The following is a 26,872-nucleotide window of genomic DNA, read 5'->3' as shown; positions in this document are numbered from 1 at the left end:
GCCATCGGATGTTGCTGCGGGCGCTTGTTTTCCAGCCCGTCGTAGAAGTAGCCGACCGGCACCTCGAGCGCCTCGGAGATCCGCCACAGGCGGGCGGCGGAAATGCGGTTCGCACCGCACTCGTACTTCTGGATCTGCTGGAAGCGGACGCCGCATGCGCCGGCGAGTTGCTGCTGGGTCAGGCCCAGGATGCGGCGACGGCTGCGCAGGCGTTTGCCCAGGTGAAGGTCGATATCGTTGCTCATGGGCATGGAACAGTCCCTAGCTGTTGATCCCCGAGCGTCCCGATCTGGCACGCTCCACCCCAATATCCGCAAGGTGCGTGCCGTATTAACGACAAGCCAAGGCCGTTGCCCGGAAAGCCGAAAGCGGCCTAGAAAACAGGCATGTCGGACACACGTCCCCGTTTCGCGCAGGACCTGGCCTGGAGGCTTGAGGCCCTGGCCTTCGACGCTTTCACCGGAGCGATGCGGCTGTTGCCGGTGGATTGGGCGTCGGCCTTTGGTGGCGCGCTGACCCGAACCCTGGGCCCGCTGACCGGCGCGCACAAGACGGCGGACCGCAATCTGCGCCTGGCTTTTCCCGGGAAGGACGAGGCCTGGCGGGCGGATATCCTGAAGAAGCAGTGGGACGAGGTCGGGCGCACCTTCGCCGAGTTCCCGATCATGGACCGCATCATCCTGTCCCCGGACCGGGTGGAGATTGAGAACGCCGAGCGCCTGGCCCAGATCGCCGCCAGGCGTGAGCCGGTGGTGTTCATCAGCGGCCACTTTTCGAACTGGGAGGTGATGCCGGCGGCCATCGTCCAGACCGGCGTCGACTGCCAGATCACCTATCGCGCGGCCAACAACCCCTATGTGGACGCCCGCATCCGCAAGAGCCGCTTTCGCTATGGCGTGCGTCTGTTCGCGCCCAAGGGCGGGGACGGGGCAAAGGAGCTGCTCGCAGCTCTGAAGACCGGTCAGTCGGTGGCCCTGATGAACGACCAGAAGTTCAACGGCGGGGTGGCCGCACCGTTCTTCGGCCATCTGGCCCATACGGCGCCGGGGCCGACGCGCCTGGCCTTGCGGTTCGGGACGGTGCTGCAGCCGATGACGGTGGAGCGGACCAAGGGCGCGCGGTTCAAGGCCGTGGTCCACGAGCCCATCGTCCTGGAGCACACCGACGACCGCACGGCCGACATCGAGGCCGGCGTCAGGCGCATCAATGATCTCGTTGAGGCGCAGATCCGTAAACGGCCGCACGAATGGTTCTGGGTCCACAAGCGCTGGTCGGCCGAGGCCTATGACAGCCTGAAAGGCTAGATCTCGACCGCGCCCTGTTCCTCGGCCCGGCGTTTGGGGCCGTCATAGTTGGGATCGCTGATCCGGCGGCGTTCGGGACCGAAATAGCCGTCATCCGGCACCCGCACGAAGGGCCGCGGCTTGTAGATCACAGCGTTCATGCGGCTGAACAACTGGCTGGCGGTGATCGGCTTGACCACCACCTCATTCACGCCGGCGTCGCGCGCCTCGAACACCCGCCGTTTATCGGCATAGGCGGTGAGCATGATGATCGGCAGGTAGGGAACCTTGCTGTCCGGCGACTTGCGGACAAGTTCTGTGAACTGCACGCCGTCCAGCGGCTCCATCTGATAGTCGACGATGGCGAAGTCGGGGGTCCAGCCGCGGAGAATCTGAAGCGCTTCCGCCCCGTTGGACGCTTCCTTGATGTCGTGAAGTCCGACGCCCTTGAACAGCTGCCGGACGATCGACCGCATGTGCTGGTTGTCGTCAACCAGAAGAAGGCGCAGCGCCGAAAGGTCGGCGGACATCGACTCACATCCCCACGTTACTCAAGGGGCGGATAGCGCGTGCTACCGCAAATAGAAAGCGCCCGTGGTGAAGCTTGTTTTTGGCTCGATCACAATGGGACGTTTCGTAGCAGGAGCATGGGGTCCAGATTTCGCCCGCGCCACTTCAATCTCCAGCACAGATGCGGTCCGGTGGCGCGTCCCTCCTGTCCGACGGCGCCGATGACCTGACCAGGGCGGACATGCTCGCCAGCGCGCACGTCGGCCCGCGACAGGTGCAGGTAGGCGCTGACCACGCCCTGGCCATGATCGATCAGGATCAGCCCGCCCTCGAAATGCAGTCCTGTCTCGGCGAAGCTGACCAGGCCGGGAGCTGGCGCATGAACAGGCGTGCCCGTCGGCGCCGCGAGGTCCGCGCCATAGTGCGGGCGGTTGGGCTGGCCGTTCAGGATCCGCTGGCCGCCGAAACGTCCCGACAGCCGCCAGCTCGGCAGGGGCGGCAGGAAGCCGTGATGGAAACCGTCGTCGTCATCGAGGCTGGCGAAACCAACGGCCTTGCGCTTGGCCTCTTCGCCGATGCGGGCCAGCAGGGCTGGGTCCTGGGGCGCCACCTGGTCGTTGGGCAGGCCGTCGATGCGCTGGATGTCGAAGTCGCCGGGCGACACGGCGATGTGGTGCTCGGTCGTCTCGCCGTTCTGGCTGACGGTCAGCACGGCCGTGGGGGGAGCGTCTCGGTCGAAGCCGATGAAGAAGCGGCCGGCGCGGGAGGCCTTGGCGACCTCGACGCCGTCGAGGCTGATGGTCGCCCGAGGCGAGGTCTGGCCGATCAGATAGCCGCCCTGGCGCGGGCGGCCGATCACCGCGAGGGGCGGTGAGGCGGCGAAGGCTGGGGTCGCGGCGGCGGCGAGCGCGCCGGCCAACAGACCCCGGCGGTTCAGGAGCGGGTTTCCTGCCAGCGCTTCAGCGCTTCGGCCGGGCTGGCGTAGGCTTCCTGAAGTTCCGGGCTCCAGTAGCGCAGGGCCTGAAGCGGGACCTTCTTGCCGCTGACGGCGCAGACCACGTAGCGGCCCGGCTTGATGATGGCGAATTCGCCATCACCGTAATGCAGCACGGCGGCGTCGGAACCCATCTGGCGATCGTAAGCGTTCATGGCCCCTATTTAGGGCATTCGGCCGTCCAAGAACAGATTGTTGGCCTGCGTTTCATCGCCGCTTCGTTAGAAGAGGTCGCCTTGGTCGGCAGGGTTCGCGGTCTTGCCCTTGGCCTTTGGGACCGCGCCGCCGCCGGCGATCACCGCGCCGCGTTCGCCATCGCCGAACACCAGGGTCACACCTTCGCCGCTCGACAGGGCGGCCGCTGACCGGGCGAGGGAGCCGTCCGCGTGATGCACGCGGGCGAAGCCCAGGTTCAGCGGCCGGTCGGGATCGAGCGAGCGCCGCAGCTTGTCCAGACCCGCCAGATCCTGCTCCATCCGCGTCAGGCGGCGGTCGAGGGCCGGCTTCATGCGGGCGGAGAACTCGGCCAGGCGCTGGGCCTGCAGCACCTGCGGGCGCTCCAGCAGGCCGGGCTTGAGACGCGCGGCGACGCGCACCAGGTCGCGCTCATGCGCGTCGGCGTTGCGGCCGAGGGCGGCGCCCAGGCGGGATGAGGCGTTGTCGAACCGTTGCTGACCCAAGGCGATCAGGTCCGTGGGGCGGGGCAGGCCGCGCGCGGCGCCGGCCAGACGGTTGCGGCGCTCCTCCAGCATCCGGCCGCTGCAACGGGCCAAGCGGCGTTCGTAGTCGGCGATGGCGGCGCGAAGTTCGGACAGGACCGGCGTGGCCATTTCGGCGGCGGCCGTCGGGGTCGGGGCGCGCCGGTCGGACACGAAGTCGATCAGGGTGGTGTCCGTCTCGTGACCCACGGCGGAGATCAAGGGGATGGCGCTTTCGGCCACGGTGCGCGCCAGGGTCTCGTCGTTGAAGGGCCATAGGTCCTCCACCGAACCGCCGCCGCGCGCGACGATCAGGATGTCGGGACGAGGGATATCCTGGTCGGGAAGCAGGGCGTTGAAGCCGCGGATCGCGGCGCAGACCTGGGCGGCGGCGGCGTCGCCCTGGACCACCACGGGCCAGACGATCACGCGGCAGGGCCAGCGGTCGCGGATGCGGTGCAGGATGTCGCGGATCACCGCGCCGGTCGGACTGGTGATGACGCCGACCACGGCCGGCATGGCGGGCAGGGGGCTTTTGCGCGAGGGCTCGAACAGGCCCTCGGCGGCGAGGCGGGCTTTCAGTCGCTCAAGTTGGGCCAGCAGGGCGCCGACGCCGGCGGCCTCCATCCCCTCGATGACGATCTGGTAGCGGGAGCCGGCGGGGTAGGTGGTGATCCGTCCGGTGACGATCACCTCCAGGCCCTGTTCCGGGCGGACCTGCAGGTTGCGGACGCTGCCCTTCCAGACGACGCCGTCGATGGCGGCCTTGTCGTCCTTGATCGTCAGATAGACGTGGCCGTTGGAATGGAAGGTGACCTTCGACAGTTCGCCGCGCAGGCGCACGAAGCCGTAGGAGTCCTCCAGCGTCCGCTTGAGGGCGAAGGCCAGTTCCGAGACGGAATAGGCGGAGGCGTTGGTGGCGGATTCAGAGTCGGTCACAGCATCAGCATAGGGCGCGTTGTCGCAGGCGTCAGGCGTCAATGATCCTGAAAGTTCCGCAGCGTCACGATGGCATGTCCCCCGACACCGACCCCTTTGAGTACATGATGAAGTTTATTGCGCCCGCATTGGCGCTCTCGCTCCTGGCGGGCTCCGCCGTGGCGGCGCCGGCCGCACCCGTGCCTGGAACCTGGCTGGTGCATGGAAAGTGGGGGGTTCTGGCCTTCAAGGTCACCTGCCGCTTCAGCGAACTGGGCGGCCGCATCGGCGGAGAATGCCTTGATGGCGAAACCAGCCACGCGGCGATCAAGGGCGGCAAGCGCCACCCTATCAAGTTCGCGGCGGTGAAGGATGACCGGCTGAGCTGGTCCTACCGGACGCGCTGGACCTTCTATGAGTTCGACGCGCGGTACACCGGAATGGTGGTGAACGGGCGGACGATGAACGGCCAGATCCTTGCCATGGGCAAGACCGGCACGTTCACCGCCGTCCGGCAGTAAGGCTAGATGTAGCGGCGCAGCGAGCGGGCCAGCTCGGTGGCGCCCGACTTCTTCTTGGTCTGCTGCGGCTGGTAGGCGACCTTCGCGTGCTCCACGCAATAGGGCGCGCCCTCGCAGGAGCGGCGGCCGCAGAAGGTGAAGCTGTCGGTCGACGGGTCGCCGATCGGCCACTTGCACATGTGGGCGCCCAGGGTCAGCACGGTGGCCGAGCCCGGCTCCTCGACGCGATAGACCGGCTGCGGCGCGGGAACGGCCGGAGCCGCCGCCGAGGCAGCTTCGGCCACGCGGCGCGGCGCCGACGGGGCGGCCGTGACCGGGCGCGCCGGACGCGGGGTCTTGAAGGCGGGACGGCTCGGCTGCGAAGGCGCGGCGCGGCCCGACAGGCCCAGACGGTGGACCTTTCCGATGACGGCGTTTCGTGTGACGCCGCCCAGTTGCTTGGCGATCTGACTGGCGGAAAGACCGTCCAGCCAAAGCTTCTTCAGCGTGGTGACCCGTTCATCGGTCCAGCTCATAGCCAACCCTCCAGCCGCTTGATCCAGCGCCGCCCCCGCGGCGTCGTGGACAACATCTTGTGTCGGAGGGCGGGTGTTCCCCGGCCTCCACACCACTAATCGTAAACCAGGACTTAACGGGCACAATAGGCGCCATTGCGTCTGTCCACAGAAACAAGATGTTGATAACCGACTCGAGATTCGTACATCCCCCTAGCGCCGATCCTTGCGATCGGGCAGGCGCGAGAGCACTTAGGCGAGCATGAAAGACATGGCCGACCCCGTGATTCCGCCGCAGCCGCGCGACTACGCCGGTTTCAACTGGCGGGGTTTCCGCACCCTGTATCTCAAGGAGATCCGTCGGTTCTGGAAGGTCGGCACCCAGACGGTGGCGGCCCCGGTGGTCACGACGCTGCTCTATATGATGGTGTTCGTGGTCGCGGTTGGGGCGTCGCGTCCCGCCATGGACGGGGTCAGCTTCGCCACCTTCGTCGCGCCCGGCCTGATCATGATGGGTGTGCTGAACAACGCGTTCGCCAATTCATCGTCCAGCCTGCTGCAGGCCAAGATGATGGGGCTGACCTCGGACTTTCTGACCCCGCCGCTGTCGCCGCTGGAGCAGGTGCTGGCCTTCACCCTGGGCGCGGCCACACGCGGGGTGCTGGTTGGGGCGGTGACGGCCCTGGCGGTGCTGCCGTTCGCCAATGTCACCCTGGTTCATCCGCTTTGGGCGATTTACTTCTGCGTGGGCGCAGCCCTGATCCTGGGCATGGTCGGCATCCTGACAGGCCTGTGGTCGGAGAAGTTCGACCACTTGGCGGCGGTGACCAACTTCCTGATCATGCCGATGACCTTCCTGTCGGGGACCTTCTACCTGGTGGACCGCCTGCCGGAGCCATTTCGCACGATCAGCCACTACAACCCGTTCTTCTATCTGATCGACGGATTCCGCTACGGCTTCATCGGGGTGTCGGACGGTTCGGTCGCCATCGGCGCGGTGCTCACCGCGGTGCTGACCGTGGGCCTGTTTTTCCTGTGCCTGCGCCTGTTCCAGCGCGGCTGGCGCCTGAAGACCTGATTTATTGACATAGCGCGCATACGCGACGACAACGCTCAGCCTTCCCATCCCCGCGCCTCTTGCGCGGGGATCAGCTTTTGGAGGGCTGTTCAGTGACCACGCCTACGACCTCTTCCGCCGCCGCGCAGACGCACATCATGGGTGTCTACAACCGCGCTCCGCTGGCGTTCGAGCGAGGCGAGGGTTCGCGACTTTACTCCACCGACGGCGAAGAGTTCCTGGACTGCGTGGGCGGCATCGCCACCACCGGCCTGGGCCATGCCCATCCGGCGCTGGTGAAGACGCTCAAGGAGCAGGGCGAGAAGCTCTGGCACGTCTCCAACATCTTCCGCATCCCGCAACAGGAGGCGCTGGCCGACCGGCTGTGCGCCGCCAGCTTCGCCGACGTGGTGTTCTTCACCAACTCCGGCACCGAGGCGATCGAGTGCGCCCTGAAGGCCGCCCGCCGCTATCACGTGGTCAACGGCCAGCCGGACCGGGTGGACATCATCGGCTTCGACGGCTCGTTCCACGGCCGGTCCTACGCGGCGGTCAACGCCTCGGGCAACGCCAGCTACCTCGAAGGCTTCGGCCCTCGCCTGCCGGGCTACACCCAACTGCCGTTCGGCGATTGGGAGGCCCTGAAGGCCGCTCTTAGCCCGACCACGGCCGCCGTGATCATCGAGCCGGTTCAGGGGGAGGGCGGCGCCCGCGCCCTGACCGAGGCTCAGTTGAACGAACTGCGCGCCATGACGCGCGAAGCTGGCGTCCTGCTGATCTACGACGAAGTCCAGTGCGGCATGGGCCGGACCGGCAAGCTGTTCGCCTATGAGTGGGCCAGCGACGCCGAGCCGGACATCATGTGCGTCGCCAAGGCCCTGGGCGGCGGCTTCCCGATCGGCGCCTGCCTGGCCTCGGCCGAAGCGGCGCGCGGCATGACCGTGGGCGTCCACGGCTCGACCTTCGGCGGCAACCCGCTGGCCATGGCGGTCGGCGTGACGGCCTTCGACACGATCAACAGCGAAGAGACCCTGGGCAACGTCCGCGACGTGGCCGGCTACTTCGTGCAGCAGCTCAACGGCCTGAAGGACCGCTATCCGGACCTGATCGTCGACGTGCGCGGCAAGGGTCTTCTGATCGGGGTCAAGCTGGTCAGCAACAACCGCGAGTTCATGGCCCTGGCGCGCGACCAGAAGCTGCTGGTCGCCGGCGGCGGCGACAACTGCATCCGCCTGCTGCCCGCCCTCAACCTGACCCAGGAAGAGGCCAGCGAAGCCGTCGCCAAGCTCGAAAAGACCCTGGACGTCGTCCGGGCGTCGCAAAAAGCCGCTTAAACCTTCAACCGCTCATCCCGGCGAAGGCCGGGATCCAGATCGAAAAGCTCCGTGTCCGTCATCTGGACCCCGGCCTTCGCCGGGGTGAGCGGAGTTTAGGAACTAGAGATGACCACGCCCCGCCACTTCATCGACCTTTGGAAGCTTGAGGCTTCCGACCTGCGCGCGATCCTTGAGGACGCCAAGGCCCGCAAGACTGCGCGAAAAGGTTGGGGTCAGGCGCGCGTGGACGCCGATGCGCCGGCCGACGGCCGCACCTTGGCGATGATCTTCGAGAAGAACTCGACCCGCACCCGCTTCTCCTTCGACGCGGCGATCCGTCAGCTGGGTGGGGCGGGGATCATCTCGACCGCTTCGGACATGCAGCTGGGCCGCGGCGAGACCATCGAGGACACCGCCCGCGTCCTGTCGCGCATGGTCGACGCGGTGATGATCCGCGCCAACTTCCATGAAGACGTCGAACTGTTCGCCCAAAACAGCACCGTGCCGGTGATCAACGGCCTGACCGACAAGAGCCACCCCTGCCAGATCATGGCAGATCTGCTGACCTTCGAGGAGCATCGCGGCTCGGTCGAGGGCAAGACGATCGCCTGGGTGGGCGATGGCAACAATGTCTGCGCCAGCTTCATCCACGCCGCGCCGAAGCTGGGCTTCGAGCTGAAGATCGCCTGCCCGGCGGTCTATCACCCGGATCTGGTGGATCTGGCCCGCGCCGCCGAGCAGCAGGGCCGCATCACCATGACCGACGACCCGCGCGAAGCCGTGCGCGGCGCCGACTGCGTGGTGGCGGACACCTGGGTGTCCATGGGCGACGTGGACCATGACGAGCGCATCGCCGCCTTCGAACCCTATCAGGTGGACGAGGCGCTGATGGACCTGGCGCATCCGGACGGCGTGTTCCTGCACTGCCTGCCGGCGCACCGGGGGGAAGAGGTGACGGACGCCGTCCTGGACGGCCCGCGCTCGCTGGTCTGGGACGAGGCGGAGAACCGCATCCACGCCCAGAAGTCGGTCCTGGCCTGGTGCTTCGGCAAGGTCGGATAAGGCTAGGCTCGCAATTTCGTATGCGAGCCCCTATCTGACCGCCCCATGACCGAGATCACCGACAACCTCGTCGCCGCCTTCTCCATCGAGGGCCACCCTGTTCGCGGCCGCATCGCCCGTCTGGGCTCGGCCATCGACGAAGTGATGAGCCATCACGACTATCCCGAGCCGGTGGCCAACCTGCTGGGCGAAGCCTGTGCGCTCGCCTCGCTGGTGGGTTCGGCCCTGAAGTTCGACGGCCGTCTGATCGTCCAGGCCCAGGGCAACGGCCCCGTGGCCTATGTGGTCTGCGACTACGAGACCGACGGCTCCATGCGCGGCTATTGCCGCTTCGACGCCGACCGCGTGGCCGAGGTCTCGCAGGGCTTTGTGCGCCCGGGAGCCAAGACCCTGCTGGGCGACGGCGTGTTCATCATGACCATCGACCAGGGCCCGGACATGGACCGATACCAGGGCGTCACCCCGATCGAGGGCGAGACCCTGGCCCTGTGCGCCGAGCAGTACTTCGCCCAGTCGGAACAGACGCCGACGCGTCTGCGTCTGGCCGTGGGCCAGGTGAACGACGGCTCGGGCGCCAAGTGGCGGGCCGGCGGGATCATGATCCAGATGATCGGCGGCGACGCGGCGCGCGGCGACACCGAAGAGTCCTGGGACCACGTCCGCGCCCTGTTCGAGACCACGGGCGAGGACGAGCTGATCGACCCGACCGTGCCGGCCGAGACCCTGCTGTACCGCCTGTTCCACGAGGACGGGGTGCGCCTGTTCGAGGCCCAGCCGCTGAAAGCCTTCTGCCGCTGCTCGCCCGCGCGGATCGAGACCGTGCTGCAGTCCTTCAGCGATGAAGAGCGCGCCGACATGGTCGAGGCCGATGGCAAGATCCACGTGACCTGCGAGTACTGCTCGCGGGTGTACGATCTGGATCCGAACGCGGCCGGGTAGCGCCGCCCAGATCCTCCCTCTCTGGGGGAGGTGTCCCAAAGGGACGGAGGGGGGCTTGCTGACTCAGCAGAACCCCCTCCACCGCTTCGCGGTCCCCCTCCCCCAGAAGGGGAGGATTTTTCTTGATCTACTTAACCGCGTCGCTCAGCAGGCGCGGCTTCTCGCCCGTCAGCGACTTCACCACGGCTTCATTGGCGCGCATGACCCGCAGGATGTTCTCGCCGGTCAGCTTGCGCAGATCCGCCTCGCTCCAGCCGCGCGACGACAGTTCGGCCAGCAGGACGGGATAGGTCTCCACGCCCGTCAGGTCGGTCGGCGTGCTCTCGATGCCGTCGAAGTCGCCGCCCAGGCCGACGCAGTCGACGCCGCAGACCTTGCGCACATGCTCAACGTGGTCGGCCACTTCCTTGGAGCTGGCCTTCGGCTCGGGGTTGGCGGCGACCCAGGCGTCGACGCCGGCCTTCACGGCCGCCGCGTCGGCGAGGTTGAGGGCCTTCAGCTTGGCCTCCACCGCGGCCTTGTCGGCGCCCCACTGGCGGATCGGCTCGGATACGAAGCCCGGGACGAAGGTGATCATCACCACGCCCTTGTTGGCGGCGACCAACTTCAGCACGTCGTCCGGCACATTGCGGGCGTGCGGGGTGACGCCGAAGGCCGAGGAGTGGCTGAAGATCACCGGCGAACGGGTGACCCGCAGCGCGTCCTTCATGGTCGCCGGCGAGACGTGAGACAGGTCGACCAGCATGCCGACGCGGTTCATCTCCTTCACCACTTCCTCGCCGAAGGGGGACAGGCCGTCGCTGATCGGGGCGTCGGTGCCGCTGTCGGCCCAGGGCAGGGACTTGGAGTGGGTCAGGGTCATGTAGGCGACGCCCGCCTCGCGGAACTCGCGCAACATGGACAGCTGGCCGTCGATGGCGTTGCCGCCCTCGATCCCAAACAGGGAGGCGAGCTTGCCAGCCTTCTCGATGCGGACCACGTCGTCGGCGGTGCGGGCGAACTCCAGCCGATCAGGGCGGCGTTCGATGATCCGGCGCGCGGTGTCGATCTGCTTCCAGACAGCCTGGGTCGCGGCCGGACCCTTGAGATCAGCGGGGATGTAAACCGACCAGAACTGCGCGCCGACGCCGCCTTGCTTCAGGCGATCCATGTCGGTGTGCAGCTTGCCGCGGGTGTCGCCGTCGATGCCCGCCTTGTCCGGATCGCTGTCGTAGCCGCCCAGCAGAGCCCAGGGCAGGTCGTTATGGCCGTCGAAGACCGGGCTCTTGGCCAGGGCCGCCTTGACCTTGGCGTGGTCAGCGGCCGTCGGCTCGGCGTGAGCGAACGATGAAAGCGCGGCGAACGCGACGGTGAGCAGCAAGGCTTTGCGGATCATGACCCCCTCCGAAAATCGAGGTGGGGACGTTGGCCCGGCGGGGCGGGGCGCGCAAGCGCCTCCGGCTCAGTTCATCCGCTTGCGGGCGTCCGGCATGTGAAGCGAGAATTCGGGGATCATCGCCTCGAACACTTCGCCCGCTTCGGTGATCATCTGGTAGGCGCCGCGCATGGTGCCCGACGAGGTGCCGAGCGGGCAGCCGGAGTTGTAGCGGAACGCCTCACGGGGCTTCAGCTCGGGCTGTTCGCCGATGACGCCGATGCCGCGCACTTCCTCGACGCGGTTCATGGCGTCGGTGATCACCCAGTGACGGGAGACGAGCTGGACCGTCTCCTCGCCATGGTTCTCGATCTCGACCATGTAGCCCCAGAAGTACCGGTTCTCGTCGGGATCGGAATGGCCGGGCATGTAGTCGGCCGCCACGCGCACGAGGATGTCGCGGGTCTTGGTCTCATAGACCGGGGCGTCGATCTTGCGCTTGTGGCGGATGCGTCTCATGCGGCGTCGAGGGCTCTTTCCACGTCGCGCGCCAGGTCGTCCGCGTCCTCCAGCCCCACGGACATGCGCACGCAGCCTTCGGTCACGCCGATGGCGATGCGGTCCTCGTCGCTCATGGAGCGGTGGGTGGTGGTGGACGGATGGGTGGCCATGGACTTGGCGTCGCCGAGGTTGTTGGAGATGTCCACCAGCTGCAGCGCGTCGAGGAAGGCCCAGGCCCGCTCACGCGAACCCAGATCGAAGGCGACCAGGTTGGAGAACCCGCTCATCTGCTTCCTCGCCACATCCGCCTGCGGATGGTCCGAGCGACCCGGATAGAAGATTCGCTGGGCCTTTTCATGGTTACCGATGATGTCGGCCAATTTCCCCGCCGTGGCGGTCTGGGCGCGCACCCGCAGATCCAGGGTCGCCAGGCCGTTCAGGTGAAGCCAGGCGTTGAACGGCGAGATCGACGGGCCGGTGTGGCGCAGCAGGTCGCGATAGGCTTCATCCATAAGCTCCTGGGAGCACAGGATCGCCCCGCCCAGGACGCGGCCCTGGCCGTCGATGTGCTTGGTGGTCGAATAGACGACCACGTCGGCGCCGAGTTCGAGGGGCTTCTGGAAGATCGGGGTGGCGAAGACGTTGTCCACCACCACCTTGGCGCCGGCGGCGTGGGCCAGCTTCGACACCTCTTCGATGTCGGTGATCTCCAGCAGCGGGTTGCAGGGGGTCTCGATCAGGACCGCTTTGGTGTTCGGCCGCATGGCGGCTTCCCAGGCCTTCAGGTCGGGGCCGTCCACATAGGTCACCTCGACGCCGTAGCGCGGCATCAGGGTCGACAGGATCCAGCGGCAGGAGCCGAACAGGGCGCGGCCGGCCACGATGTGGTCGCCGGCCTGGACCAGGCCGGACAGGGCCACATGCACCGCCGCCATGCCGGAGGCCACGGCGCGGCACGCCTCGGCGCCCTCCAGCAGGGCCAGGCGCTGTTCGAACATGGCCGTAGTCGGGTTGGCGTAGCGGCTATAGACGAAGCCCGGCTCGTCCCCGGCGAAGCGGGCGTCCGCGCCCTGCGCCGAATCATAGACGAAGCTCTGGGTCAGGAAGAGGCCCTCGGCCGTCTCGCCCCAGGGGCTGCGCATCAGGCCGCCCCGGATCAGCTTGGTCGCTGCGTTCCAGGATTTCGGATTTTCGGCCATGACGGGGCTCCTTGTTTCGTCGCGCGGAGAAAGGCTTACGGCCGCCGCGAGGTCAAGCCGAACGCGCCTGTCGCGCTTTCAAGGAAAACTCGGCACAGACCAAGCCTTGCCTTCCGCGCGCGGGGCGGCGAGTGTCGCCGTCCAATGACCGACGCCCTTGCCGCAGGCATCCTTCCCTGCCAGTCCATCGAGGATCTGATCGCCCGAGAGGCGATCACCTCGCTCACCGCTTTCGATTCCGATCAGGTGCAGCCCGCCAGCCTGGACCTGCGCCTGGGCGTCCGCGCCTGGCGGGTGAGGGCCTCGTTCCTGCCGCGCGGCCGCACGGTGCTGGAGCGCCTGGACGACGTGAAGATGCACGAGCTCGACCTCGCCGCCGGCGCGGTGCTGGAGCGGGGCTGCGTCTATATCGCCGAGGTGCAGGAGCGCTTGCGCCTGCCGGCCGGGGTGTCGGCCCGGGGCAATCCGAAAAGCTCCACCGGTCGGGTGGACGTGTTCGTCCGCCTGCTGACCGATCGCGGCCTGACCTTCGATGACGTGGATCCGGGCTATGACGGGCCGCTCTATATCGAGATCGCGCCGCAGACCTTCTCCGTCCTCGTGCGCACCGGCACCCGCCTGAACCAGCTTCGCCTGAAGCAGGGCGAGCCGCCTAAGTTGGAGACCCGCAGCGTCGGCGTCGACCTGACCGCCGAGGTGGCCGGTTTCCGCGGCCGCCGGCACGCCGGCGTCGTCGACCTGGACAAGGAGAACGGCCACGATCCGCGCGACTTCTGGGAGCCGCTGGAGCCGCGCCGCGGCGAGCTGCTTCTCGATCCGGGCGAGTTCTACATCCTGGCGTCCAAGGACAATGTGCAGATCCCGGTGATGCAGGCCGCCGAGATGACTCCCATCGACCCTTCGGTGGGCGAGTTCCGGGTCCACTACGCCGGCTTCTTCGACCCGGGCTTCGGGACGGAGGAGGCCGGGGCCGTCGGCTCCAAGGGCGTGCTGGAGGTCCGCAGCCACGAGACCCCGTTCCTTCTGGAGGACGGCCAGATCGTCGCCCGCCTCGTCTATGAGCCGCTGACCGCCCGCCCGACGCGGCTCTATGGCGAGGACGGCTCGCACTACCAGCGCCAGGGTCTGAAGCTGTCGAAGCACTTCAAGGTCTGGAAGTAGGGGCCTCCTTTTTTCTCCTCCCCCGCAAGCGGGGCAGGAGAATGAGCCGCGTCAAGCAAGCCTGATTTTGTGTAAAGTAGGCTTGACTATCTGCGCCCGTTGATGACAAGTTTCCTTGTCATCAACGGAGGCGAGTGATGTTGCTTTCTCTACGTAGATCGCTTGTGGCGATGTTGGCCGTTGGCGGGCTCTTGGCCTTCGCCGTTGGTCTCCTCTTCGGGGCCAAGGACGCTGGCGCGCAGGTTTCGCCCATCCCTTTCGCCGTCCTTCTCGTGCTCCTGGCGGCTGTGAATGTCGCCGCCTTGCGCCTGTCGTGGCGCTGGTGGAAGACGGCGGATGAAGCTGTGCGCCAAGCTCATATGAGCGGCTACTTCTACGGCGGGTCGCTGGCGACGTGTGTCGCTCTCTGTATCGCGGCTCTCTTACTGGCGGCGCCTTCGCTGGCGGCTCCTCTGGGCATGGCCCTTGGCGGCCCGGAAGCGGTGTTCGCCGCCGGCGCCTTCTTCTGCTTCTTCCTTCAGTTGATCGGCTATGGCGCAGGCTGGGCCGTCTGGTGGCTGCGCGCCAGCCGCTGATCTTCAATCAAATCAATCGAGAGCGTTTCACCATGAACTGTGCCTGGAACCCCGCCGCGCGCCGTTACACCCTGCGCATGGCCATCGCCATGGCCGCCTATGTGGGCGTTCTGGTCGCTTCGTTGACCCTGCTGCGCACCCGCGACCTGCAAGGGCCGCTGCTGTGGCTGACCGCCGTGGCGCCGGCGATCCCGATCATGGGGGTCATCGCCGCCATGGGCGCGTACGTGACGGAGATGGCCGACGAGTATCAGCGCGTGAAGCTGGTGCGGGCGATGATCATCGCCACCGGCCTGAGCCTGTCGATCTTCACCGCCCTGGGTTTCCTGGAGAATGCCGGCGCCATCGGCAAGCTGGAGGGGATCTGGGCCTTCCCGGTCTGGTGCGCCTGCCTCGGCCTGGCGCAGGCCGTCGGCGCGGTGCGCGATCGATGAAGAACCGTCTGAAGGTCCTGCGGGCCGAGCGGGACTGGAGCCAGGCGGATCTGGCGGCGCGGCTGGAGGTGTCGCGTCAGACAGTCAACGCCCTGGAGACAGGCAAGTACGATCCCAGTCTTCCCTTGGCCTTCAAGATCGCGCGACTGTTCGAACAGCCGATTGAAGCGATCTTTCAGGACGAGGCGTAGGGCAGGGCAGGACTCAACGGCGCACCCCATGGCGCGGGGCGCCGTTTTCTGCTATCAGCCGCGCCATCCAAAGAATTCGCCCGGGTTTCGAGCGTCGCAATCTGGCGGCGCGCCTTGCGCGTTCGACCCGGCCAAGGACTACCATGAGCTTTCCCCCGACCCATCCCGCCCTCGCGCGCGCTCTCGCCGCGCAGGGTTATGACAACCCGACCCCGATCCAGGCCGCCGTGCTGGAAGCCGAGGCCGAGGGCCGCGACCTGCTGGTCAGCGCCCAGACCGGCTCGGGCAAGACGGTGGCCTTCGGTCTGGCCGCGGCGCCGACGCTGCTGGGCGACGACGAGACCTTCGGCCCGGCCGGCGCGCCGCTGGCCCTGGTGATCGCCCCGACCCGCGAACTGGCCATGCAGGTCGAGCGCGAGCTGACCTGGCTTTACGCCCAGGCTGGCGCCCGCATCGTCTCGTGCGTCGGCGGCATGGATCTGCGCAAGCAGATGCGCGACCTGAACTTCGGCGCCCACATCGTGGTCGGCACGCCCGGCCGCCTGCGCGACCACATCGAGCGCGACCGTCTGGACCTGTCGCAGATGCGCGTCGTCGTCCTCGACGAGGCTGACGAGATGCTGGACATGGGCTTCCGCGAGGACCTGACCTTCATCCTCGACGCCGCGCCGGAAGAGCGCCGGACCCTGCTGTTCTCGGCCACCATCGCCCGCGAGATCGCGGCCCTGGCCAAGACCTATCAGAACGACGCCCTGCGCATCGACACCATCAAGCGCGACGAGCCGCACGGCGACATCGAGTACCGCGCCATCCGCTGCGCCCCGAACGAGGTGGAGCATGCGGTGGTCAACGTCCTGCGCTTCTTCGAAGCCCAGGGCGCACTGGTGTTCTGCAATACCCGCGACGGCGTGCGCCATATGCACGCCCGCCTGCGCGAGCGCGGTTTCTCGGTCGTCGGCCTGTCGGGCGAACTGACCCAGAAGGAGCGCGCCGACGCGCTGCAAGCCCTGCGCGACGGGCACGCCCGCGTCTGCGTCGCCACCGACGTGGCGGCGCGCGGCCTGGACCTGCCGGACCTGGGCCTGGTGATCCACGCCGACCTGCCGGTGAACCGCGCCACCCTGCTGCACCGTTCGGGCCGCACCGGCCGGGCGGGCAAGAAGGGCGTCTCGGCGCTGATCGCGCCCTATACCCGTCGCCGCAAGGCCGAGATGCTGCTGGACGCCGCCTCGGTGGAAGGCGTGTGGGAGAACCCGCCGACCGCCGACTCCATCCGCGCCAAGGACAAGACGCGGATGCTGTCCGATCCGCTGCTGACTGAACCGGCCGGCGAGGATGACCTGGCCATGGGCCGCGCCATCCTGGAAAGCCGCACGCCCGAGGAAGTCGCCGCCGCCCTGGCGCGCGTCTACCGCTCGCGTCTGCCGGAGCCGGAGGACATGTTCGAGGACGGTCCGAACCAGGAGATCCGCCGCAACGAGCGCCCGGAACGCGGCGAGCCGCGTGAACGCCTAGCGCCCGAGGATGTGGTGTGGTTCCGCGTCAACGTGGGCCGCGCCAAGAACGCCGACCCCAAGTGGCTGATCCCGCTGATCTGCCGCCTGGGTCACGTCCTGAAGAAGGACATCGGCTCCATCCGCATCTTCGATCGCGAGACCAAGTTCGAGATCTCGAAGGAAGCCGAGCCGAAGTTCTCCGCCGCCGTGGCCGCGACTTCGGAAGACGACATCCGCATCGAGCCGAGCACCCCGCCGGCCGCCCGCAGCGAAGGCCCGCGCGGCCCGCGCCCCGAACGCAAGTTCGACGGCCCGCGTCCCGAGCGCCGCTTCGACGGTCCCCGTCCGGAACGTCGCGAGCGTCCGAAGTTCGACGGTCCGCGTCCTGAACGCGCCGAGCGCGGGGATCGTCCGGAACGGGCCTTCGACCGTCCGCGTGGCGACAAGCCGGGCTTCGACGGCCCGCGCAAGCCCTACCGCGGTCGCGAGGAGGGCGGTTCGTCCGACTTCAAGCCCAAGCGCGATTTCAAGCCGCGCGGCGAATACGATCCGCGCGATGAAAAGCCGCGCGGTGACTACAAGCCCCGTGAAGATCGCGGCGACGGCTTCAAGAAGAAGCCGGACTTCAAGGCCAAGGGCGATTTCAAGCCGCGCGCCGAGAAGAGCGAGTTCCGCAGGGACGATCGCCCCAAGACCGGCTTCAAGGCCAAGCCCGACTTCAAGAAGGACGGCTTCAAGAAGCCGTTCAAGAAGGGCCCGCGTCCGTAGCGCGACGGCGGGTCGCGGACGGCTCGCCGGGGATTGTGACAACTGTCACGAAACCGTCGTGAAACTTCTCTAGGGACGTCGCGAGGCAGGTTGGTTTGAGGCGCTAGACAATAGCGTCCGGGCCTCCCGCCCTGCGACCCCAAGAGCGCTTCACACGAGGTTCCCGCCAATGCGCGCCAAGTCGATCCTTCTCACCCTGGCCGTGTTCGCCGGTGCGGCGAGCCTCGCCGCCTGCGGCAAGTCCGACAACGCCGGCAAGTCGCCGGCCGCCATGGCCTCGGGCGCCGGCCTGTCGGGCGCGGGCGCCACGTTCCCGGCCCCGCTCTACGCCAAGTGGGCGGAAGATCACCGCGCCGAAACGGGCATCGCGGTCAACTATCAAGCCATCGGCTCGGGCGGCGGCATCAAGCAGATCAAGGCCAAGACGGTCGACTTCGGCGCCACCGACAAGCCGCTGAGCCAGGCCGACCTGGACGCCGCCGGCCTGTTCCAGTTCCCCACCGTCATCGGCGGCATCGTGCCGATCGTGAACCTTCCGGGCGTCGCCGCGGGCCAGCTGAAGCTGACCGGCGCCATCCTGGCCGACATCTACGCCGGGACGATCACCAAGTGGTCCGACCCGCGCATCGCCGCGCTGAACGCCGGCGTGACCATCCCGAACCTGCCGATCACCGTGGTTCACCGCGCCGACGGCTCGGGCACCACCTTCCTGTTCACCACCTACCTGTCGGCCAAGAGCCCGGCTTGGAAGGACAAGGTCGGCGCCAGCGACGCCGTGTCGTGGCCGGCCGGCCAGGGCGGCAAGGGTAATGACGGCGTCTCGGCCTTCGTGCGCCAGACCCCGGGCTCCATCGGCTATGTGGAGTACGCCTTCGCCAAGCAGAACAACCTGGCCCACACCCAGCTGCAGTCCAAGGACGGCGCGACCTTCCTGAACCCGACCGCCGAGAGCTTCGCCGCCGCCGCGACGGGCGTCGACTGGGCGGCCGCTCCCGTGCTGATCGACCAGGACGCCCCTGGCGCTTGGCCGATCGCCGGCGCGACCTTCATCCTGGTCCAGAAGCAGCCGACCGACGCCGCCAAGAAGGCCCAGGTCCTGAAGTTCTTCGAATGGGCCTACGCCAAGGGCGACGCCGCCGCCTCGACCCTGGCCTATGTGCCTCTGCCGGCCGACGTGAAGGCCAAGGTGCTGGAGCAGATCAAGGCTCAGGCCCCGGCCGCCTAAAGGCCCGCACGCTGATGAAACGATCCGCCGGAGCTCCGCCCCGGCGGATTTTTTGTGTCGGTGGGGTGACGGGAAGGGGAGAATGGGGCTAGCAACCCCCGCTTTAGGGAGCCTCGATATGACCCGCCACGAACTGAAGTGCTGGCCCGACTACTTCGCCGCCATCCGGGCCGGGACCAAGACGTTCGAGATGCGTCGCAATGACCGCGGCTTCCAGCTCGGCGACATCGTGGTGCTGCGCGAGTTCGACCCCGCCACCGACGACTATACCGGCCAGACGGAAGAGCGGCAGATCACCTATCTGCTGTCGGAAGAAGGCTTTGGCTTCATCCACGGCTGGGTCGCCATCGGCTTCGGCCGCGTGCCGCACGCCACCGACACGCCCTTTGACGAGACCCTGACGGTCGAGGCCCTGGCCCAGTGGCATGACCAGCAGTCCCGCAATGCCGCTCAGCGCGCTGAGGGCGCGCGCCAGACCGCCGCGGGCTACGCCCGCGATGCGGAGGCTCAGGTGGCCCTGAAGGCGTCGGTCGTCCGTTTCGAGACCATGGCCGAGGCCGGGGAGGCGGACGCCCGCTTCCACGCCGCTGCGGCGCGACTGGTGCGGGCCGGCAAGGCGCACTGACATCTCACCAATGGTCGCTCGGTTCGGCCGACGATTTCACTGATGCTTGACAGCGCTGTCATGTCGAGTTCAACATGCTCGTCGATCGGCCCACAAAGAGCCGACGGGAGGAGCATGGGAATTCGTCACCTGACAGGCTTCGCGCCCGCGTGATCGCGGCGGCGCTTCTCTGACTGACACGGTGATCACGAGACGGCGCGGAAGCGCCTTCGACATCCTGACGGAGCGGGCTGACCAATCCGGCGGGGTTCTTTCTGGAACATCTCGTCCTGAACGAGCGGCTTCAGAATCTCCTCTGCGTGACTAGGGCGGCGCTGTCCTGCGCCGCCCTTTCTTTTATTCAGTCTTGTTGGCGAGCGCGTCGCGCAAGGCGGTCAGCAAGGCCGCGCCGGAGATCGGCTTGTCGAGCCTGCCGTCAAAGCCCGAGCCGGCGGTCGCCTTGACCCGCCGGTCGCCCGAGAAGGCGAGGATCGGCGCGCCCTGGCTCTCGCCGCCCTTCTTGATCGCCTGGGCGGCGAGCTGGCCGTTCATGGTCGGCATGTGCATGTCCATGATGATGGCCGCATAGGCGGTGGTGGCCGCCATGGCGGTCGCCATCTCGCCATCCACCGCCTCGTCCACCGCCACGCCATAAGGGAGGAGGAGGGCGCGGACCAAGGCGCGGTTCGGCTCGTGATCGTCCACCACCAGGATGCGGGCGTCCGCGTCGAAGCGGATGTCGGAGGGCGACGGGCCGGCGGCGAGTTCATCACCGGCGGGCAGGACGAACCAGAAGCGCGAGCCTTCGTTCTCCACGCTGTCGACGCCGATCTTGCCGTCCATGGCCTCGACCAGCCCCTTGCAGATGGCCAGGCCCAGGCCTGTGCCGCCGTGCCTGCGTGTGGAGGTGCCGTCGACCTGCGAGAAGCGCTTGAACAGGTTGACCAGTTTGTCCTCCGGGATGCCGGCGCCGGTGTCGCGAACCGACATGACGACGATCTCGCTCTGCGGCTCCCAGTCGACGACGATCTCGACCCGGCCCGTATCGGTGAACTTCACCGCATTGCCGATCAGGTTGACCAGCACCTGGCGCAGGCGGTCCGGATCGACGTTGATTTCGACCGGCGCGGCGTCGTCCACGGTCAGGCTCATCTCCAGACCCTTGGCGGCGGCCTGGGAGGCGAACATGTCGTGGATGTCCGACAGGAAGGTGCGCGTGTGGGTCGGTTGCCGGTGGATGGCGACCTGTCCGGCCTCGAGCTTCGAATAGTCGAGTATGTCGTTGATCAGGGCCAGCAGGCTCTGGCTGGCGCGGCTGATGCGGCCGGCGAAATGGCGGGCGGAATCGCTCAGCCCATCCATCTCGTTCAGCAGGCGTGAGAAGCCGATCACGCTGGTGAGGGGCGTGCGGATCTCATGGCTCATGGTGGCCAGAAAATCGGCCTTGGCCGCCGCCGCCGCGTCCGCCTGAATCTTGGCGTGGCGCAGGTCGCTCTCCATCTGGATGCGGGCGGTGACGTCGCGCAGGACATTGACCACCTCGACCGGCTTGCCCCGGTCGTCGCGGACGATGGACGGGGCGCCTTCCAGCCAGACCCAGCGGCCGTCCTTGGCGCGGACGCGGTGTTGGCGGTGGGTGGCGGCGTCCACCGGCTCGCCGGAAAACAGCGCGGCAAGATTGGCGCGCGCCTTGTCGCGCTCATCCTCATGCAGGCCGTCCAGCAGGTTGCGGCCGATCAGTTCGTGCGGCTCGAAGCCCAACTGCCGGCAGGCCGGAGAGCAGTAGAGGATCGTTCCGTCAGCGGCCATGCGGACGATCATATCCGTGGCGTTCTCGGCGATCAGGCGATAGCGGCGCTCGCTGTCCTCGACCTTCGCCTCGGCCTCCTTGCGTTGGCTGATATCGCGAACCACGTCGTGCAGTTCGATGAGCTGGCCGTTCTGGTCGAACAGGGTGCGGGGGTGCGCCTCCACCCAGATGCAATGGCCGTCCTTGTGGACGCCGCGATACTCGATCCGTGTGGGCGGGGCGTTTGGACCCGCCTTGATGTAGGCGGCGAACTCGCGCGACACCCGCGCCTGATCGCGCGGATCGATGATGGTGTAGGTCGAGCGGCCGATCATCTCCTCCGGCCGATAGCCCAGCAGGGTGTAGGCCGAGGGCGACAGGTAGGTGAAGATCGAGTCCGGCCGGTAGATGGCGATGACGTCCGTGGCGTTCTCGGCCAGCAGGCGATAGCGGCGCTCGCTGTTCTCGGCTCGGTCCAGAGCGGTCTGCTGATCGGTGATGTCCTGGAAGACGCCGAAGATGGCGACAGGCGCGCCATCGGCGTCGGTCTCCACGGCCGATCGGCTGGTGACGATACGTTCCGCTCCATCCGACAGGCGGCGCAGCCGCAGCGTGAAGGCGAAGCCTTGCCCCGTCGCCTGCGCCTGTTCGATCAGCGCGACAAGCCTCTGGCGGTCATCGGGATGGTACGCCTCCACCGCACTGTCGATGTTGGGATCGAAGGTCTCCCGCGTGACGCCATGGATCAGATAGACCTGATCCGACCACTCGACCCGCTGGGTGCGGAAGTCGAGCCGCCAGTGGCCGACGCCGGCCAGGACTTCGGCCAACTGCACCAGCCTCGCGGCGCTGGCGCTCTTGTCGGGGCTATCCTTCAGTGTGCGCGGCACGGCGGACCTCAATGCAAGCCTTGAGGCTACACGCACAGATGGATTATTCCCAAGCCCTCAGGTGCTCTGCGACCCTTTGCCCGTCGTGGGGAACGGCGACGTTTCGCCTTGATATCTTGATAGCGAAAGCCACGGCGAAGCTGCGATTTTGACGCACTATGATTATGACTTCATATATGAAGTCATATGTGAAGTGATCGGGTTTTGCAGTTGACGCAGTCGAAGTCTGTTTCCCCGGGCAAGCGATCGTCACCCGGATGATCGGGATGGGGCTCACGCCTTCATGGCGACGGACGGGATCGGCCGCGCCTCCGATGGAAAGATCGTGGTTTCGAGCCAGGTGCGGCCAGGAACCGAACAGATCCTTTCCGCCACCCTTGGCGACTATGAGGCGACCAACATCACCCCTTCGAGGGTCGATGGATCTGAGCTGACCAGCGTGAAAGGGGTGGCCGGCGACCGGCGCACCAATGTCGCAGTTCACTGCGAGGCTTCCACTGGTGTGGGTTGTAAATGCAGAGGAAAATTGGAGCGGGTGAGGGGAATCGAACCCCTGACATTCAGCTTGGGAAGCTGACGTTCTACCTCTGAACTACACCCGCGCCGTTCGGGCGCGCCCGACGGAGGCCGGAACATAGCGGATCGGAGCCGGGCCGCAAGGCGCGTTGACGCCTTGGATCATCAGGCGCAACCTTCCTTCAAACAACCGTATGAGGAAGCGGGCCATGGCGGACGGACATCACGGTGAGGAAGCGCGCGCCAAGTTCCACGCCATGACCGAGGGCACGGCCGAGGATTGGGCGATTATCGCCAACGCCTCCATGGAGTTCGGCCGTGATCTGCCCACGCGCCTGATCGCCCATCTCAAGCTGCTGCAGGGCGATTGCGGCGGGTTCGCCGTCGATCGGCTGGAGCACAGCCTGCAGACCGCCACGCGGGCGCATCAGGACGGCCAGGACGAGGAGTACGTGGTCTGCGCCCTGCTGCACGACATCGGCGACATCCTGGGGCCGCGCAATCACGCGGACATCGCGGCCGCCATCGTCCAGCCCTTTGTGTCGGAGGATAACCACTGGATGGTGGCGCAGCACGCCATCTTCCAAGGCTATTACTTCTTCGACCACCTGGGCCTGGACAGGAACATGCGCGAGCAGTTCCGGGGACATGCGGCCTTCGAGAAGACCGCCCAGTTCTGCCACATCTACGATCAGCCGGCCTTCGATCCGGCGTTCAAGTCCATGCCGCTGGAGGCGTTCGAGCCGATGCTGCAGCGGGTGATGTCGGCGCCGAAGCGGTCGATCTATCTGCGCGCGGCGGCGGAGTAGGCCTCAGTTCCTGACGGGGGCGGTCGCCAGGCCCGCATTGTAGCTGGCGGCGGTCTTCTTGCGGCCGAAGGACACGGGCTCGACCACATACTCCTTGGTCTTTTGGGCCGGCCGCAGGGCGGTGGCCTTCCGACGCCGCGGCGTCCAGCCCGGCTTGATCAGCCGCATGAGGATCACGCCCAGCGGCGGACGGTCCTGCCCGCCGCCATAGACGAGGGTCAGCGACGTCACCGCCCAGATCACCAGGATGGAGCCCAAGAAGACGAACGGCGCGATCACCTGCATGATCTGCAGGAGGGGAAGAGCGTCGGTGAACGGGATGCGTTCGACCGGGCTTATGGTCGCGTCTAAAGACACGGCCGCCCGGCGGTCATGCTGATCCTGCGCATGCGATCCCCTAAAATCGTCGTGCGGGTGCGAGCGCGTTGAGCCGCGCCGGTTTGTAATCGAGCTTAACCTTAACGTGTGTCACGATTCCATCTCAAACCGTGGTGCGTCAAGGGTTTGGCGGGGCCGGAGGGGCTAGAAACCCTGGATAGTGGCCCGCAGGCCATCCATCGCGGCCGCCGCGTCCCGCCAGAGGTCTGGCAGCAGCAGGTCGGAGGGGGCGACCGCCTCCGGCCAAGTCCGCTCCACCAATACCGACAGCGCCTCGATTCGGCGCTCGTTCAGAAGGAAACGCTGGTCCAGGCCGGCGCGGGCGGCGTCCGGCACGGCGACCCGCAGACGCAGGCAGGCAGGCCCGCCGCCGTTGCGCATGCTTTCGCGCACATCGACCACCACGGCGCGGCGGATGGGCGAGGGGCCATCGATCAGCTTCTGCACAGCGGCCCAGACGGTGTTCTCAGCCTCCGCCTCGGCAGGCAGGATCAGGGCCATGTCGCCGTCCGGCAGGGTCACCAGCTGGCTGTTGAACAGATAGGAGCGGACAGCGGCCTCCAGGCTGACGTCCACCTCGGCGATGACCAGTTGCGGCAGGCGCGCCGACAGCACGTCGAAGAACAGACCCTTGTCGTCGAAGGCGTCGGGATGAGCCAGCAGCACGCGCTCATTAGCCACGGCCACCACGTCATTGTGGAAGGCGCCGGCCTCCACCGCCGTCAGCGACTGGCGCACGAACATGGGATCGCCGGCCTTCAGGCCGCCCAGGCGGGCGACCGCTTCACTCGCCCGCTTCTGCTGGCGTTCCGGATAGCGGCCGCCGCGCGCCTCGCCGCCATGGACGAAGACGTTGACGCCCCGCGCGCTGTGGTCGGCGGCCAGGCGCATATGGTTCGCCGCGCCCTCGTCGCTGAAATGCGCGCCGCCGGGCAGGGCGCGATGGACCGCGAAATGCGTCTCGTCGTGAAAGATGGCGCGCAGGTTTCGATAGGTCTCCTCATGCTCGAAACTGCGGTGGAGCATGGTGGACAGGTTGGCGACCGCCAGGTGCGTGCGGCCGTCGCCGCTGTCCGGCGCGGCGATGATCGTGGCGGCGTTGGCCGCCCACATGGCCGAGGCCGAACTCGCGTTGCGCAGCAGGGCCGGATCCTCGGCCGCCGCCTGCGCCAGGATCTGGGCGTCCGTCCCGGCGAAGCCCAGGGCGCGCAGCGGGCCGACGGCGGGACGATGGTGCGGCGGCAGGAAGCCTTGCTCGAGACCCAGCGCCATCAACTGGCCCATCTTCGACAGACCCTCCAGCGCCGCGGCGCGAGGCTTGGACGTCTCGCCCGCATTGCCCTGCGAGGCGACATTGCCCAGGGACAGGCCCGCATAGTTATGCGTCGGGCCCACCAGTCCGTCGAAATTGATCTCGCTGACGCGCACCGGCGACTCCTGCGGCTGTTGTCGGTGGCCGACCTGTGACACGGGGCGAAGAGGACCGCCACTCATGGCGTGTGGAATCCGTGGGCCGTTGCTAGAACAGCGCGTCGCCGGAGCGTCGCCATGACTGTCGTCCAATCCCTGCTCGCCTTCACCGCGGCCGCGGCGGTTCTGACCGCGACGCCGGGCCTCGACACCGCCATGGTGCTGCGCACGGCGGCGGCCGAGGGGCCGCGCCGCGCGATGCTGGCGGGCCTGGGGATCGGGATCGGCTGCCTGATCTGGGGCGCGGCGGTGGCGGTTGGGCTAGGCGCGCTGCTGGCCGCCTCGCAGACGGCCTTCACCGTCCTGAAGTGGGCGGGCGCGGCTTATCTTCTGTGGCTGGGCGCGAAGCTGCTGTTGAAGCCGCGCAAGGTGTTCGAGGTGCAGGCGGCCGAGGCGGGGAAGGGCGGCGGCGACTTCACCTGGATGCGCCGGGGGCTGCTGACCAATCTGCTGAATCCCAAGATCGGCGTGTTCTACGTCTCGCTCCTGCCGCAGTTCACGCCGGAAGGCGTGGCGGCGGGGCCGTTCATGTTCGGCCTGGCGTTCATTCACTTCATCCTGGGTCTGATCTGGGCTGTCGGGCTGATCGCCGCGACGCGCCCCTTGGCTAAGGCGCTGCGCAAGCCGGCGGTGGTGGCGACCTTGGATCGGCTGACCGGCGCGGTGTTCATCGCCTTCGCCGCGCGCTTGGCGTTCGACCGGCGCTGACTTGCGGACGCTGTATTCCATCCAGTCCCTGCGGGGGCTTGCCGCGCTCTCGGTGGCGGCGTTCCACGCGGCGCAATGGAGCCGGCTGGATTTCGAGATCGGGGCTGCGGGGGTCGACGTCTTCTTCGTCATCAGCGGCTTCATCATGGAGGCCATGGCGGCGGATCGGCGCCAGGAGCCCGGCCCCTTCATACTTCGGCGGATCACGCGGGTGGTCCCTCTGTACTGGGCGCTCAGCCTGCTGGCGTTCGGCATCGCCTTCTTCTGGCGGGGAGCGATCCCCCGGATCATCCCGGACTGGGGACATCTTGGCCTGTCGCTGGCCTTCATCCCGCATGTGGATCCGGACGGCTGGCCGTTCCCGCTGATCCCGCCGGGGTGGAGCCTGCACTACGAGGCGCTGTTCTATCTGACCTTCGCGGCGGCCCTGGTGTTCGCGCCGGATGGGCGGCTGAAGTTTGTGACCATGGCCCTGGCGGTGGTCTGCGTGTTCGGCGCGGCGTTTCCCCCGGCCTATCTGGTCCTGGCCAATCCGATGCTGATGGAGTTCGTGGCCGGCATGGCGCTGGCCCGCGCCTGGAGGTCGGGCGACCTGCCGGGAAGGGGGATGGCCGTCGTCATGCTGGCGGTCGCCTTCGTCATCCTGGCGATCCAGCATTTCGCGGCCTTTGTGCCCGGCAACTGGCGGCCGATCACCTGGGGCGTCCCGGCGGTGTTGATCGTGACGGCGGCGCTGAGCTTCGAGGAGGCCCGCATCTTCCGCCTGCCGATCCTGCAGCGGATGGGGGACGCGTCCTATTCGATCTACCTGACCCACATCCTGGTCGCCCCGCTGGTGGCGCGACTCATCTGGCCCGGGCTGCCGTGGATTTTCATCCCGGCGATGCTGCTTGTCGCGGCATTGTGCGGCCTCATCTGCCACCAATGCGTCGAAAAGCCGTTGATCGAGGGTGCGCGCAGGCTCGCCAAAACCTGACCGCACAAAGAGAATTGGTCATATAGCGGCCTTAAG

General features: G+C 67.4%; 27 protein-coding genes, 1 tRNA gene and 1 pseudogene. 16 read left to right on the top strand and 13 right to left on the bottom strand.

Annotated features, from left to right (window positions below; translation table 11 throughout):
- Positions 1 to 20: 20 nt before the first annotated feature.
- Positions 21 to 245: pseudogene (locus P7B02_RS16940) on the bottom strand (helix-turn-helix domain-containing protein); the annotation flags it as partial.
- A gap of 141 nt (positions 246 to 386) precedes the next feature.
- Between P7B02_RS16940 and P7B02_RS16935 the strand changes: the two are divergent.
- Complete coding sequence (locus tag P7B02_RS16935) at positions 387 to 1,304, top strand: lysophospholipid acyltransferase family protein (RefSeq protein ID WP_277787521.1); 918 nt, start codon at positions 387 to 389, stop codon at positions 1,302 to 1,304.
- Here the strand turns inward: P7B02_RS16935 and P7B02_RS16930 are convergent.
- The 4 genes from P7B02_RS16930 to xseA all read right to left on the bottom strand — a co-directional run bounded on the left by P7B02_RS16930 (position 1,301) and on the right by xseA (position 4,424).
- Positions 1,301 to 1,813: a response regulator gene (locus tag P7B02_RS16930; protein WP_277787520.1), complete on the bottom strand. Its 513-nt coding sequence runs from the start codon at positions 1,811 to 1,813 to the stop codon at positions 1,301 to 1,303. The two genes, P7B02_RS16935 and P7B02_RS16930, sit on opposite strands and share 4 nt — an antisense overlap.
- Before the next feature lie 89 nt (positions 1,814 to 1,902).
- On the bottom strand, positions 1,903 to 2,712 hold the full coding sequence (locus tag P7B02_RS16925; protein ID WP_277787519.1) for a M23 family metallopeptidase: 810 nt from the start codon (positions 2,710 to 2,712) through the stop codon (positions 1,903 to 1,905).
- Between the two features lie 14 nt (positions 2,713 to 2,726).
- Positions 2,727 to 2,942, bottom strand: a complete 216-nt coding sequence (locus P7B02_RS16920) for a DUF2093 domain-containing protein (RefSeq protein WP_277787518.1) — start codon at positions 2,940 to 2,942, stop codon at positions 2,727 to 2,729.
- Positions 2,943 to 3,008: 66 nt separating this feature from the next.
- Positions 3,009 to 4,424, bottom strand: a complete 1,416-nt coding sequence (xseA, locus tag P7B02_RS16915) for an exodeoxyribonuclease VII large subunit (RefSeq protein ID WP_277787517.1) — start codon at positions 4,422 to 4,424, stop codon at positions 3,009 to 3,011.
- Between the two features lie 74 nt (positions 4,425 to 4,498).
- Between xseA and P7B02_RS16910 the strand changes: the two genes are divergently transcribed.
- Positions 4,499 to 4,924 carry a hypothetical protein gene (locus P7B02_RS16910; protein ID WP_277787516.1) on the top strand — a complete coding sequence of 142 codons (426 nt, stop codon included), beginning with the start codon at positions 4,499 to 4,501 and terminating at the stop codon, positions 4,922 to 4,924.
- Positions 4,925 to 4,926: 2 nt separating this feature from the next.
- Here P7B02_RS16910 and gcrA read toward each other — a convergent pair whose 3' ends face one another.
- A complete protein-coding gene (gene gcrA, locus P7B02_RS16905) occupies positions 4,927 to 5,439 on the bottom strand; it encodes a cell cycle sigma 70 cofactor GcrA (protein ID WP_277787515.1) in 513 nt (170 codons plus the stop codon).
- 241 nt (positions 5,440 to 5,680) lie between these two features.
- Here gcrA and P7B02_RS16900 point away from each other — a divergent pair, with 241 nt between their 5' ends.
- From P7B02_RS16900 to P7B02_RS16885, 4 genes are all read left to right on the top strand, one after another.
- The gene (locus P7B02_RS16900) at positions 5,681 to 6,496 is read left to right on the top strand and encodes an ABC transporter permease (protein ID WP_277787514.1); all 816 of its coding nucleotides are present in this window, start codon (positions 5,681 to 5,683) and stop codon (positions 6,494 to 6,496) included.
- A 137-nt stretch (positions 6,497 to 6,633) separates the two neighbouring features.
- Complete coding sequence (locus P7B02_RS16895; RefSeq protein WP_277787568.1) at positions 6,634 to 7,809, top strand: aspartate aminotransferase family protein; 1,176 nt, start codon at positions 6,634 to 6,636, stop codon at positions 7,807 to 7,809.
- Positions 7,810 to 7,917: 108 nt separating this feature from the next.
- On the top strand, positions 7,918 to 8,853 hold the full coding sequence (gene argF / locus P7B02_RS16890; protein WP_277787513.1) for an ornithine carbamoyltransferase: 936 nt from the start codon (positions 7,918 to 7,920) through the stop codon (positions 8,851 to 8,853).
- Positions 8,854 to 8,898: 45 nt separating this feature from the next.
- Positions 8,899 to 9,792: an Hsp33 family molecular chaperone gene (locus P7B02_RS16885; RefSeq protein ID WP_277787512.1), complete on the top strand. Its 894-nt coding sequence runs from the start codon at positions 8,899 to 8,901 to the stop codon at positions 9,790 to 9,792.
- Positions 9,793 to 9,919: 127 nt separating this feature from the next.
- On the opposite strand, the gene P7B02_RS16880 is transcribed toward P7B02_RS16885, so the two are convergent.
- The 3 genes from P7B02_RS16880 to metZ all read right to left on the bottom strand — a co-directional run bounded on the left by P7B02_RS16880 (position 9,920) and on the right by metZ (position 12,846).
- On the bottom strand, positions 9,920 to 11,167 hold the full coding sequence (locus tag P7B02_RS16880; RefSeq protein ID WP_277787511.1) for a dipeptidase: 1,248 nt from the start codon (positions 11,165 to 11,167) through the stop codon (positions 9,920 to 9,922).
- Positions 11,168 to 11,233: 66 nt separating this feature from the next.
- Entirely contained in the window at positions 11,234 to 11,665 is a 432-nt protein-coding gene (gene apaG, locus P7B02_RS16875) for a Co2+/Mg2+ efflux protein ApaG (RefSeq protein WP_277787510.1), read from the bottom strand.
- A complete protein-coding gene (gene metZ, locus P7B02_RS16870; protein ID WP_277787509.1) occupies positions 11,662 to 12,846 on the bottom strand; it encodes an O-succinylhomoserine sulfhydrylase in 1,185 nt (394 codons plus the stop codon). The genes apaG and metZ overlap by 4 nt, the downstream gene beginning before the upstream one ends.
- Before the next feature lie 144 nt (positions 12,847 to 12,990).
- On the opposite strand from metZ, the gene P7B02_RS16865 reads away from it, so the two are divergent.
- The 7 genes from P7B02_RS16865 to P7B02_RS16835 all read left to right on the top strand — a co-directional run bounded on the left by P7B02_RS16865 (position 12,991) and on the right by P7B02_RS16835 (position 19,321).
- On the top strand, positions 12,991 to 14,007 hold the full coding sequence (locus P7B02_RS16865) for a 2'-deoxycytidine 5'-triphosphate deaminase (protein WP_277787508.1): 1,017 nt from the start codon (positions 12,991 to 12,993) through the stop codon (positions 14,005 to 14,007).
- A 191-nt stretch (positions 14,008 to 14,198) separates the two neighbouring features.
- Entirely contained in the window at positions 14,199 to 14,582 is a 384-nt protein-coding gene (locus tag P7B02_RS16860; RefSeq protein WP_277787507.1) for a hypothetical protein, read from the top strand.
- A 32-nt stretch (positions 14,583 to 14,614) separates the two neighbouring features.
- Complete coding sequence (locus P7B02_RS16855) at positions 14,615 to 15,016, top strand: hypothetical protein (RefSeq protein ID WP_277787506.1); 402 nt, start codon at positions 14,615 to 14,617, stop codon at positions 15,014 to 15,016.
- Entirely contained in the window at positions 15,013 to 15,207 is a 195-nt protein-coding gene (locus P7B02_RS16850; protein ID WP_277787505.1) for a helix-turn-helix transcriptional regulator, read from the top strand. The genes P7B02_RS16855 and P7B02_RS16850 overlap by 4 nt, the downstream gene beginning before the upstream one ends.
- A 143-nt stretch (positions 15,208 to 15,350) precedes the next feature.
- On the top strand, positions 15,351 to 17,471 hold the full coding sequence (locus tag P7B02_RS16845; protein WP_277787504.1) for a DEAD/DEAH box helicase: 2,121 nt from the start codon (positions 15,351 to 15,353) through the stop codon (positions 17,469 to 17,471).
- A gap of 169 nt (positions 17,472 to 17,640) precedes the next feature.
- Positions 17,641 to 18,696 carry a phosphate ABC transporter substrate-binding protein PstS gene (gene pstS, locus P7B02_RS16840; RefSeq protein ID WP_277787503.1) on the top strand — a complete coding sequence of 352 codons (1,056 nt, stop codon included), beginning with the start codon at positions 17,641 to 17,643 and terminating at the stop codon, positions 18,694 to 18,696.
- A 118-nt stretch (positions 18,697 to 18,814) separates the two neighbouring features.
- The gene (locus tag P7B02_RS16835) at positions 18,815 to 19,321 is read left to right on the top strand and encodes an ASCH/PUA domain-containing protein (RefSeq protein ID WP_277787502.1); all 507 of its coding nucleotides are present in this window, start codon (positions 18,815 to 18,817) and stop codon (positions 19,319 to 19,321) included.
- A 336-nt stretch (positions 19,322 to 19,657) separates the two neighbouring features.
- Here the strand turns inward: P7B02_RS16835 and P7B02_RS16830 are convergent, their stop codons facing one another.
- Together P7B02_RS16830 and P7B02_RS16825 are read right to left on the bottom strand one after the other, a co-directional pair.
- Entirely contained in the window at positions 19,658 to 21,979 is a 2,322-nt protein-coding gene (locus tag P7B02_RS16830; RefSeq protein WP_277787501.1) for a hybrid sensor histidine kinase/response regulator, read from the bottom strand.
- Between the two features lie 527 nt (positions 21,980 to 22,506).
- Positions 22,507 to 22,581: transfer RNA gene (locus P7B02_RS16825), tRNA-Gly, on the bottom strand.
- A 123-nt stretch (positions 22,582 to 22,704) separates the two neighbouring features.
- On the opposite strand from P7B02_RS16825, the gene P7B02_RS16820 reads away from it, so the two are divergent.
- Positions 22,705 to 23,304, top strand: coding sequence for an HD domain-containing protein (locus P7B02_RS16820; RefSeq protein WP_277787500.1), 600 nt, complete (start codon positions 22,705 to 22,707; stop codon positions 23,302 to 23,304).
- A 3-nt stretch (positions 23,305 to 23,307) separates the two neighbouring features.
- Here the strand turns inward: P7B02_RS16820 and P7B02_RS16815 are convergent, their stop codons facing one another.
- Entirely contained in the window at positions 23,308 to 23,661 is a 354-nt protein-coding gene (locus tag P7B02_RS16815) for a hypothetical protein (RefSeq protein ID WP_277787499.1), read from the bottom strand.
- A 165-nt stretch (positions 23,662 to 23,826) separates the two neighbouring features.
- Positions 23,827 to 25,110, bottom strand: a complete 1,284-nt coding sequence (locus tag P7B02_RS16810; protein ID WP_277787498.1) for an N-succinylarginine dihydrolase — start codon at positions 25,108 to 25,110, stop codon at positions 23,827 to 23,829.
- Positions 25,111 to 25,230: 120 nt separating this feature from the next.
- On the opposite strand from P7B02_RS16810, the gene P7B02_RS16805 reads away from it, so the two are divergent.
- Positions 25,231 to 25,860, top strand: coding sequence for a LysE family translocator (locus P7B02_RS16805; protein ID WP_277787497.1), 630 nt, complete (start codon positions 25,231 to 25,233; stop codon positions 25,858 to 25,860).
- 1 nt (position 25,861) lies between these two features.
- Entirely contained in the window at positions 25,862 to 26,836 is a 975-nt protein-coding gene (locus P7B02_RS16800; protein WP_277787496.1) for an acyltransferase family protein, read from the top strand.
- Positions 26,837 to 26,872: the final 36 nt, after the last annotated feature.

The sequence above is a fragment of the Caulobacter segnis genome (genome assembly GCF_029543125.1).
In the GTDB taxonomy this organism is placed as follows: domain Bacteria; phylum Pseudomonadota; class Alphaproteobacteria; order Caulobacterales; family Caulobacteraceae; genus Caulobacter; species Caulobacter segnis_D.
This window is presented reverse-complemented; position numbering and strand designations above follow the sequence as displayed.

Excerpts from the sequence above, each read along its gene's own strand:
- P7B02_RS16935 (WP_277787521.1), top strand. The coding sequence starts at position 387 with ATGTCGGACACACGTCCCCGTTTCGCGCAGGACCTGGCCTGGAGGCTT.
- P7B02_RS16930 (WP_277787520.1), bottom strand. The coding sequence starts at position 1,813 with ATGTCCGCCGACCTTTCGGCGCTGCGCCTTCTTCTGGTTGACGACAAC.
- P7B02_RS16920 (WP_277787518.1), bottom strand. The coding sequence starts at position 2,942 with ATGAACGCTTACGATCGCCAGATGGGTTCCGACGCCGCCGTGCTGCAT.
- P7B02_RS16910 (WP_277787516.1), top strand. The coding sequence starts at position 4,499 with ATGTCCCCCGACACCGACCCCTTTGAGTACATGATGAAGTTTATTGCG.
- gcrA (WP_277787515.1), bottom strand. The coding sequence starts at position 5,439 with ATGAGCTGGACCGATGAACGGGTCACCACGCTGAAGAAGCTTTGGCTG.
- P7B02_RS16900 (WP_277787514.1), top strand. The coding sequence starts at position 5,681 with ATGAAAGACATGGCCGACCCCGTGATTCCGCCGCAGCCGCGCGACTAC.
- P7B02_RS16895 (WP_277787568.1), top strand. The coding sequence starts at position 6,634 with ATGGGTGTCTACAACCGCGCTCCGCTGGCGTTCGAGCGAGGCGAGGGT.
- argF (WP_277787513.1), top strand. The coding sequence starts at position 7,918 with ATGACCACGCCCCGCCACTTCATCGACCTTTGGAAGCTTGAGGCTTCC.
- P7B02_RS16885 (WP_277787512.1), top strand. The coding sequence starts at position 8,899 with ATGACCGAGATCACCGACAACCTCGTCGCCGCCTTCTCCATCGAGGGC.
- P7B02_RS16880 (WP_277787511.1), bottom strand. The coding sequence starts at position 11,167 with ATGATCCGCAAAGCCTTGCTGCTCACCGTCGCGTTCGCCGCGCTTTCA.
- apaG (WP_277787510.1), bottom strand. The coding sequence starts at position 11,665 with ATGAGACGCATCCGCCACAAGCGCAAGATCGACGCCCCGGTCTATGAG.
- metZ (WP_277787509.1), bottom strand. The coding sequence starts at position 12,846 with ATGGCCGAAAATCCGAAATCCTGGAACGCAGCGACCAAGCTGATCCGG.
- P7B02_RS16865 (WP_277787508.1), top strand. The coding sequence starts at position 12,991 with ATGACCGACGCCCTTGCCGCAGGCATCCTTCCCTGCCAGTCCATCGAG.
- P7B02_RS16855 (WP_277787506.1), top strand. The coding sequence starts at position 14,615 with ATGAACTGTGCCTGGAACCCCGCCGCGCGCCGTTACACCCTGCGCATG.
- P7B02_RS16850 (WP_277787505.1), top strand. The coding sequence starts at position 15,013 with ATGAAGAACCGTCTGAAGGTCCTGCGGGCCGAGCGGGACTGGAGCCAG.
- P7B02_RS16845 (WP_277787504.1), top strand. The coding sequence starts at position 15,351 with ATGAGCTTTCCCCCGACCCATCCCGCCCTCGCGCGCGCTCTCGCCGCG.
- pstS (WP_277787503.1), top strand. The coding sequence starts at position 17,641 with ATGCGCGCCAAGTCGATCCTTCTCACCCTGGCCGTGTTCGCCGGTGCG.
- P7B02_RS16835 (WP_277787502.1), top strand. The coding sequence starts at position 18,815 with ATGACCCGCCACGAACTGAAGTGCTGGCCCGACTACTTCGCCGCCATC.
- P7B02_RS16820 (WP_277787500.1), top strand. The coding sequence starts at position 22,705 with ATGGCGGACGGACATCACGGTGAGGAAGCGCGCGCCAAGTTCCACGCC.
- P7B02_RS16805 (WP_277787497.1), top strand. The coding sequence starts at position 25,231 with ATGACTGTCGTCCAATCCCTGCTCGCCTTCACCGCGGCCGCGGCGGTT.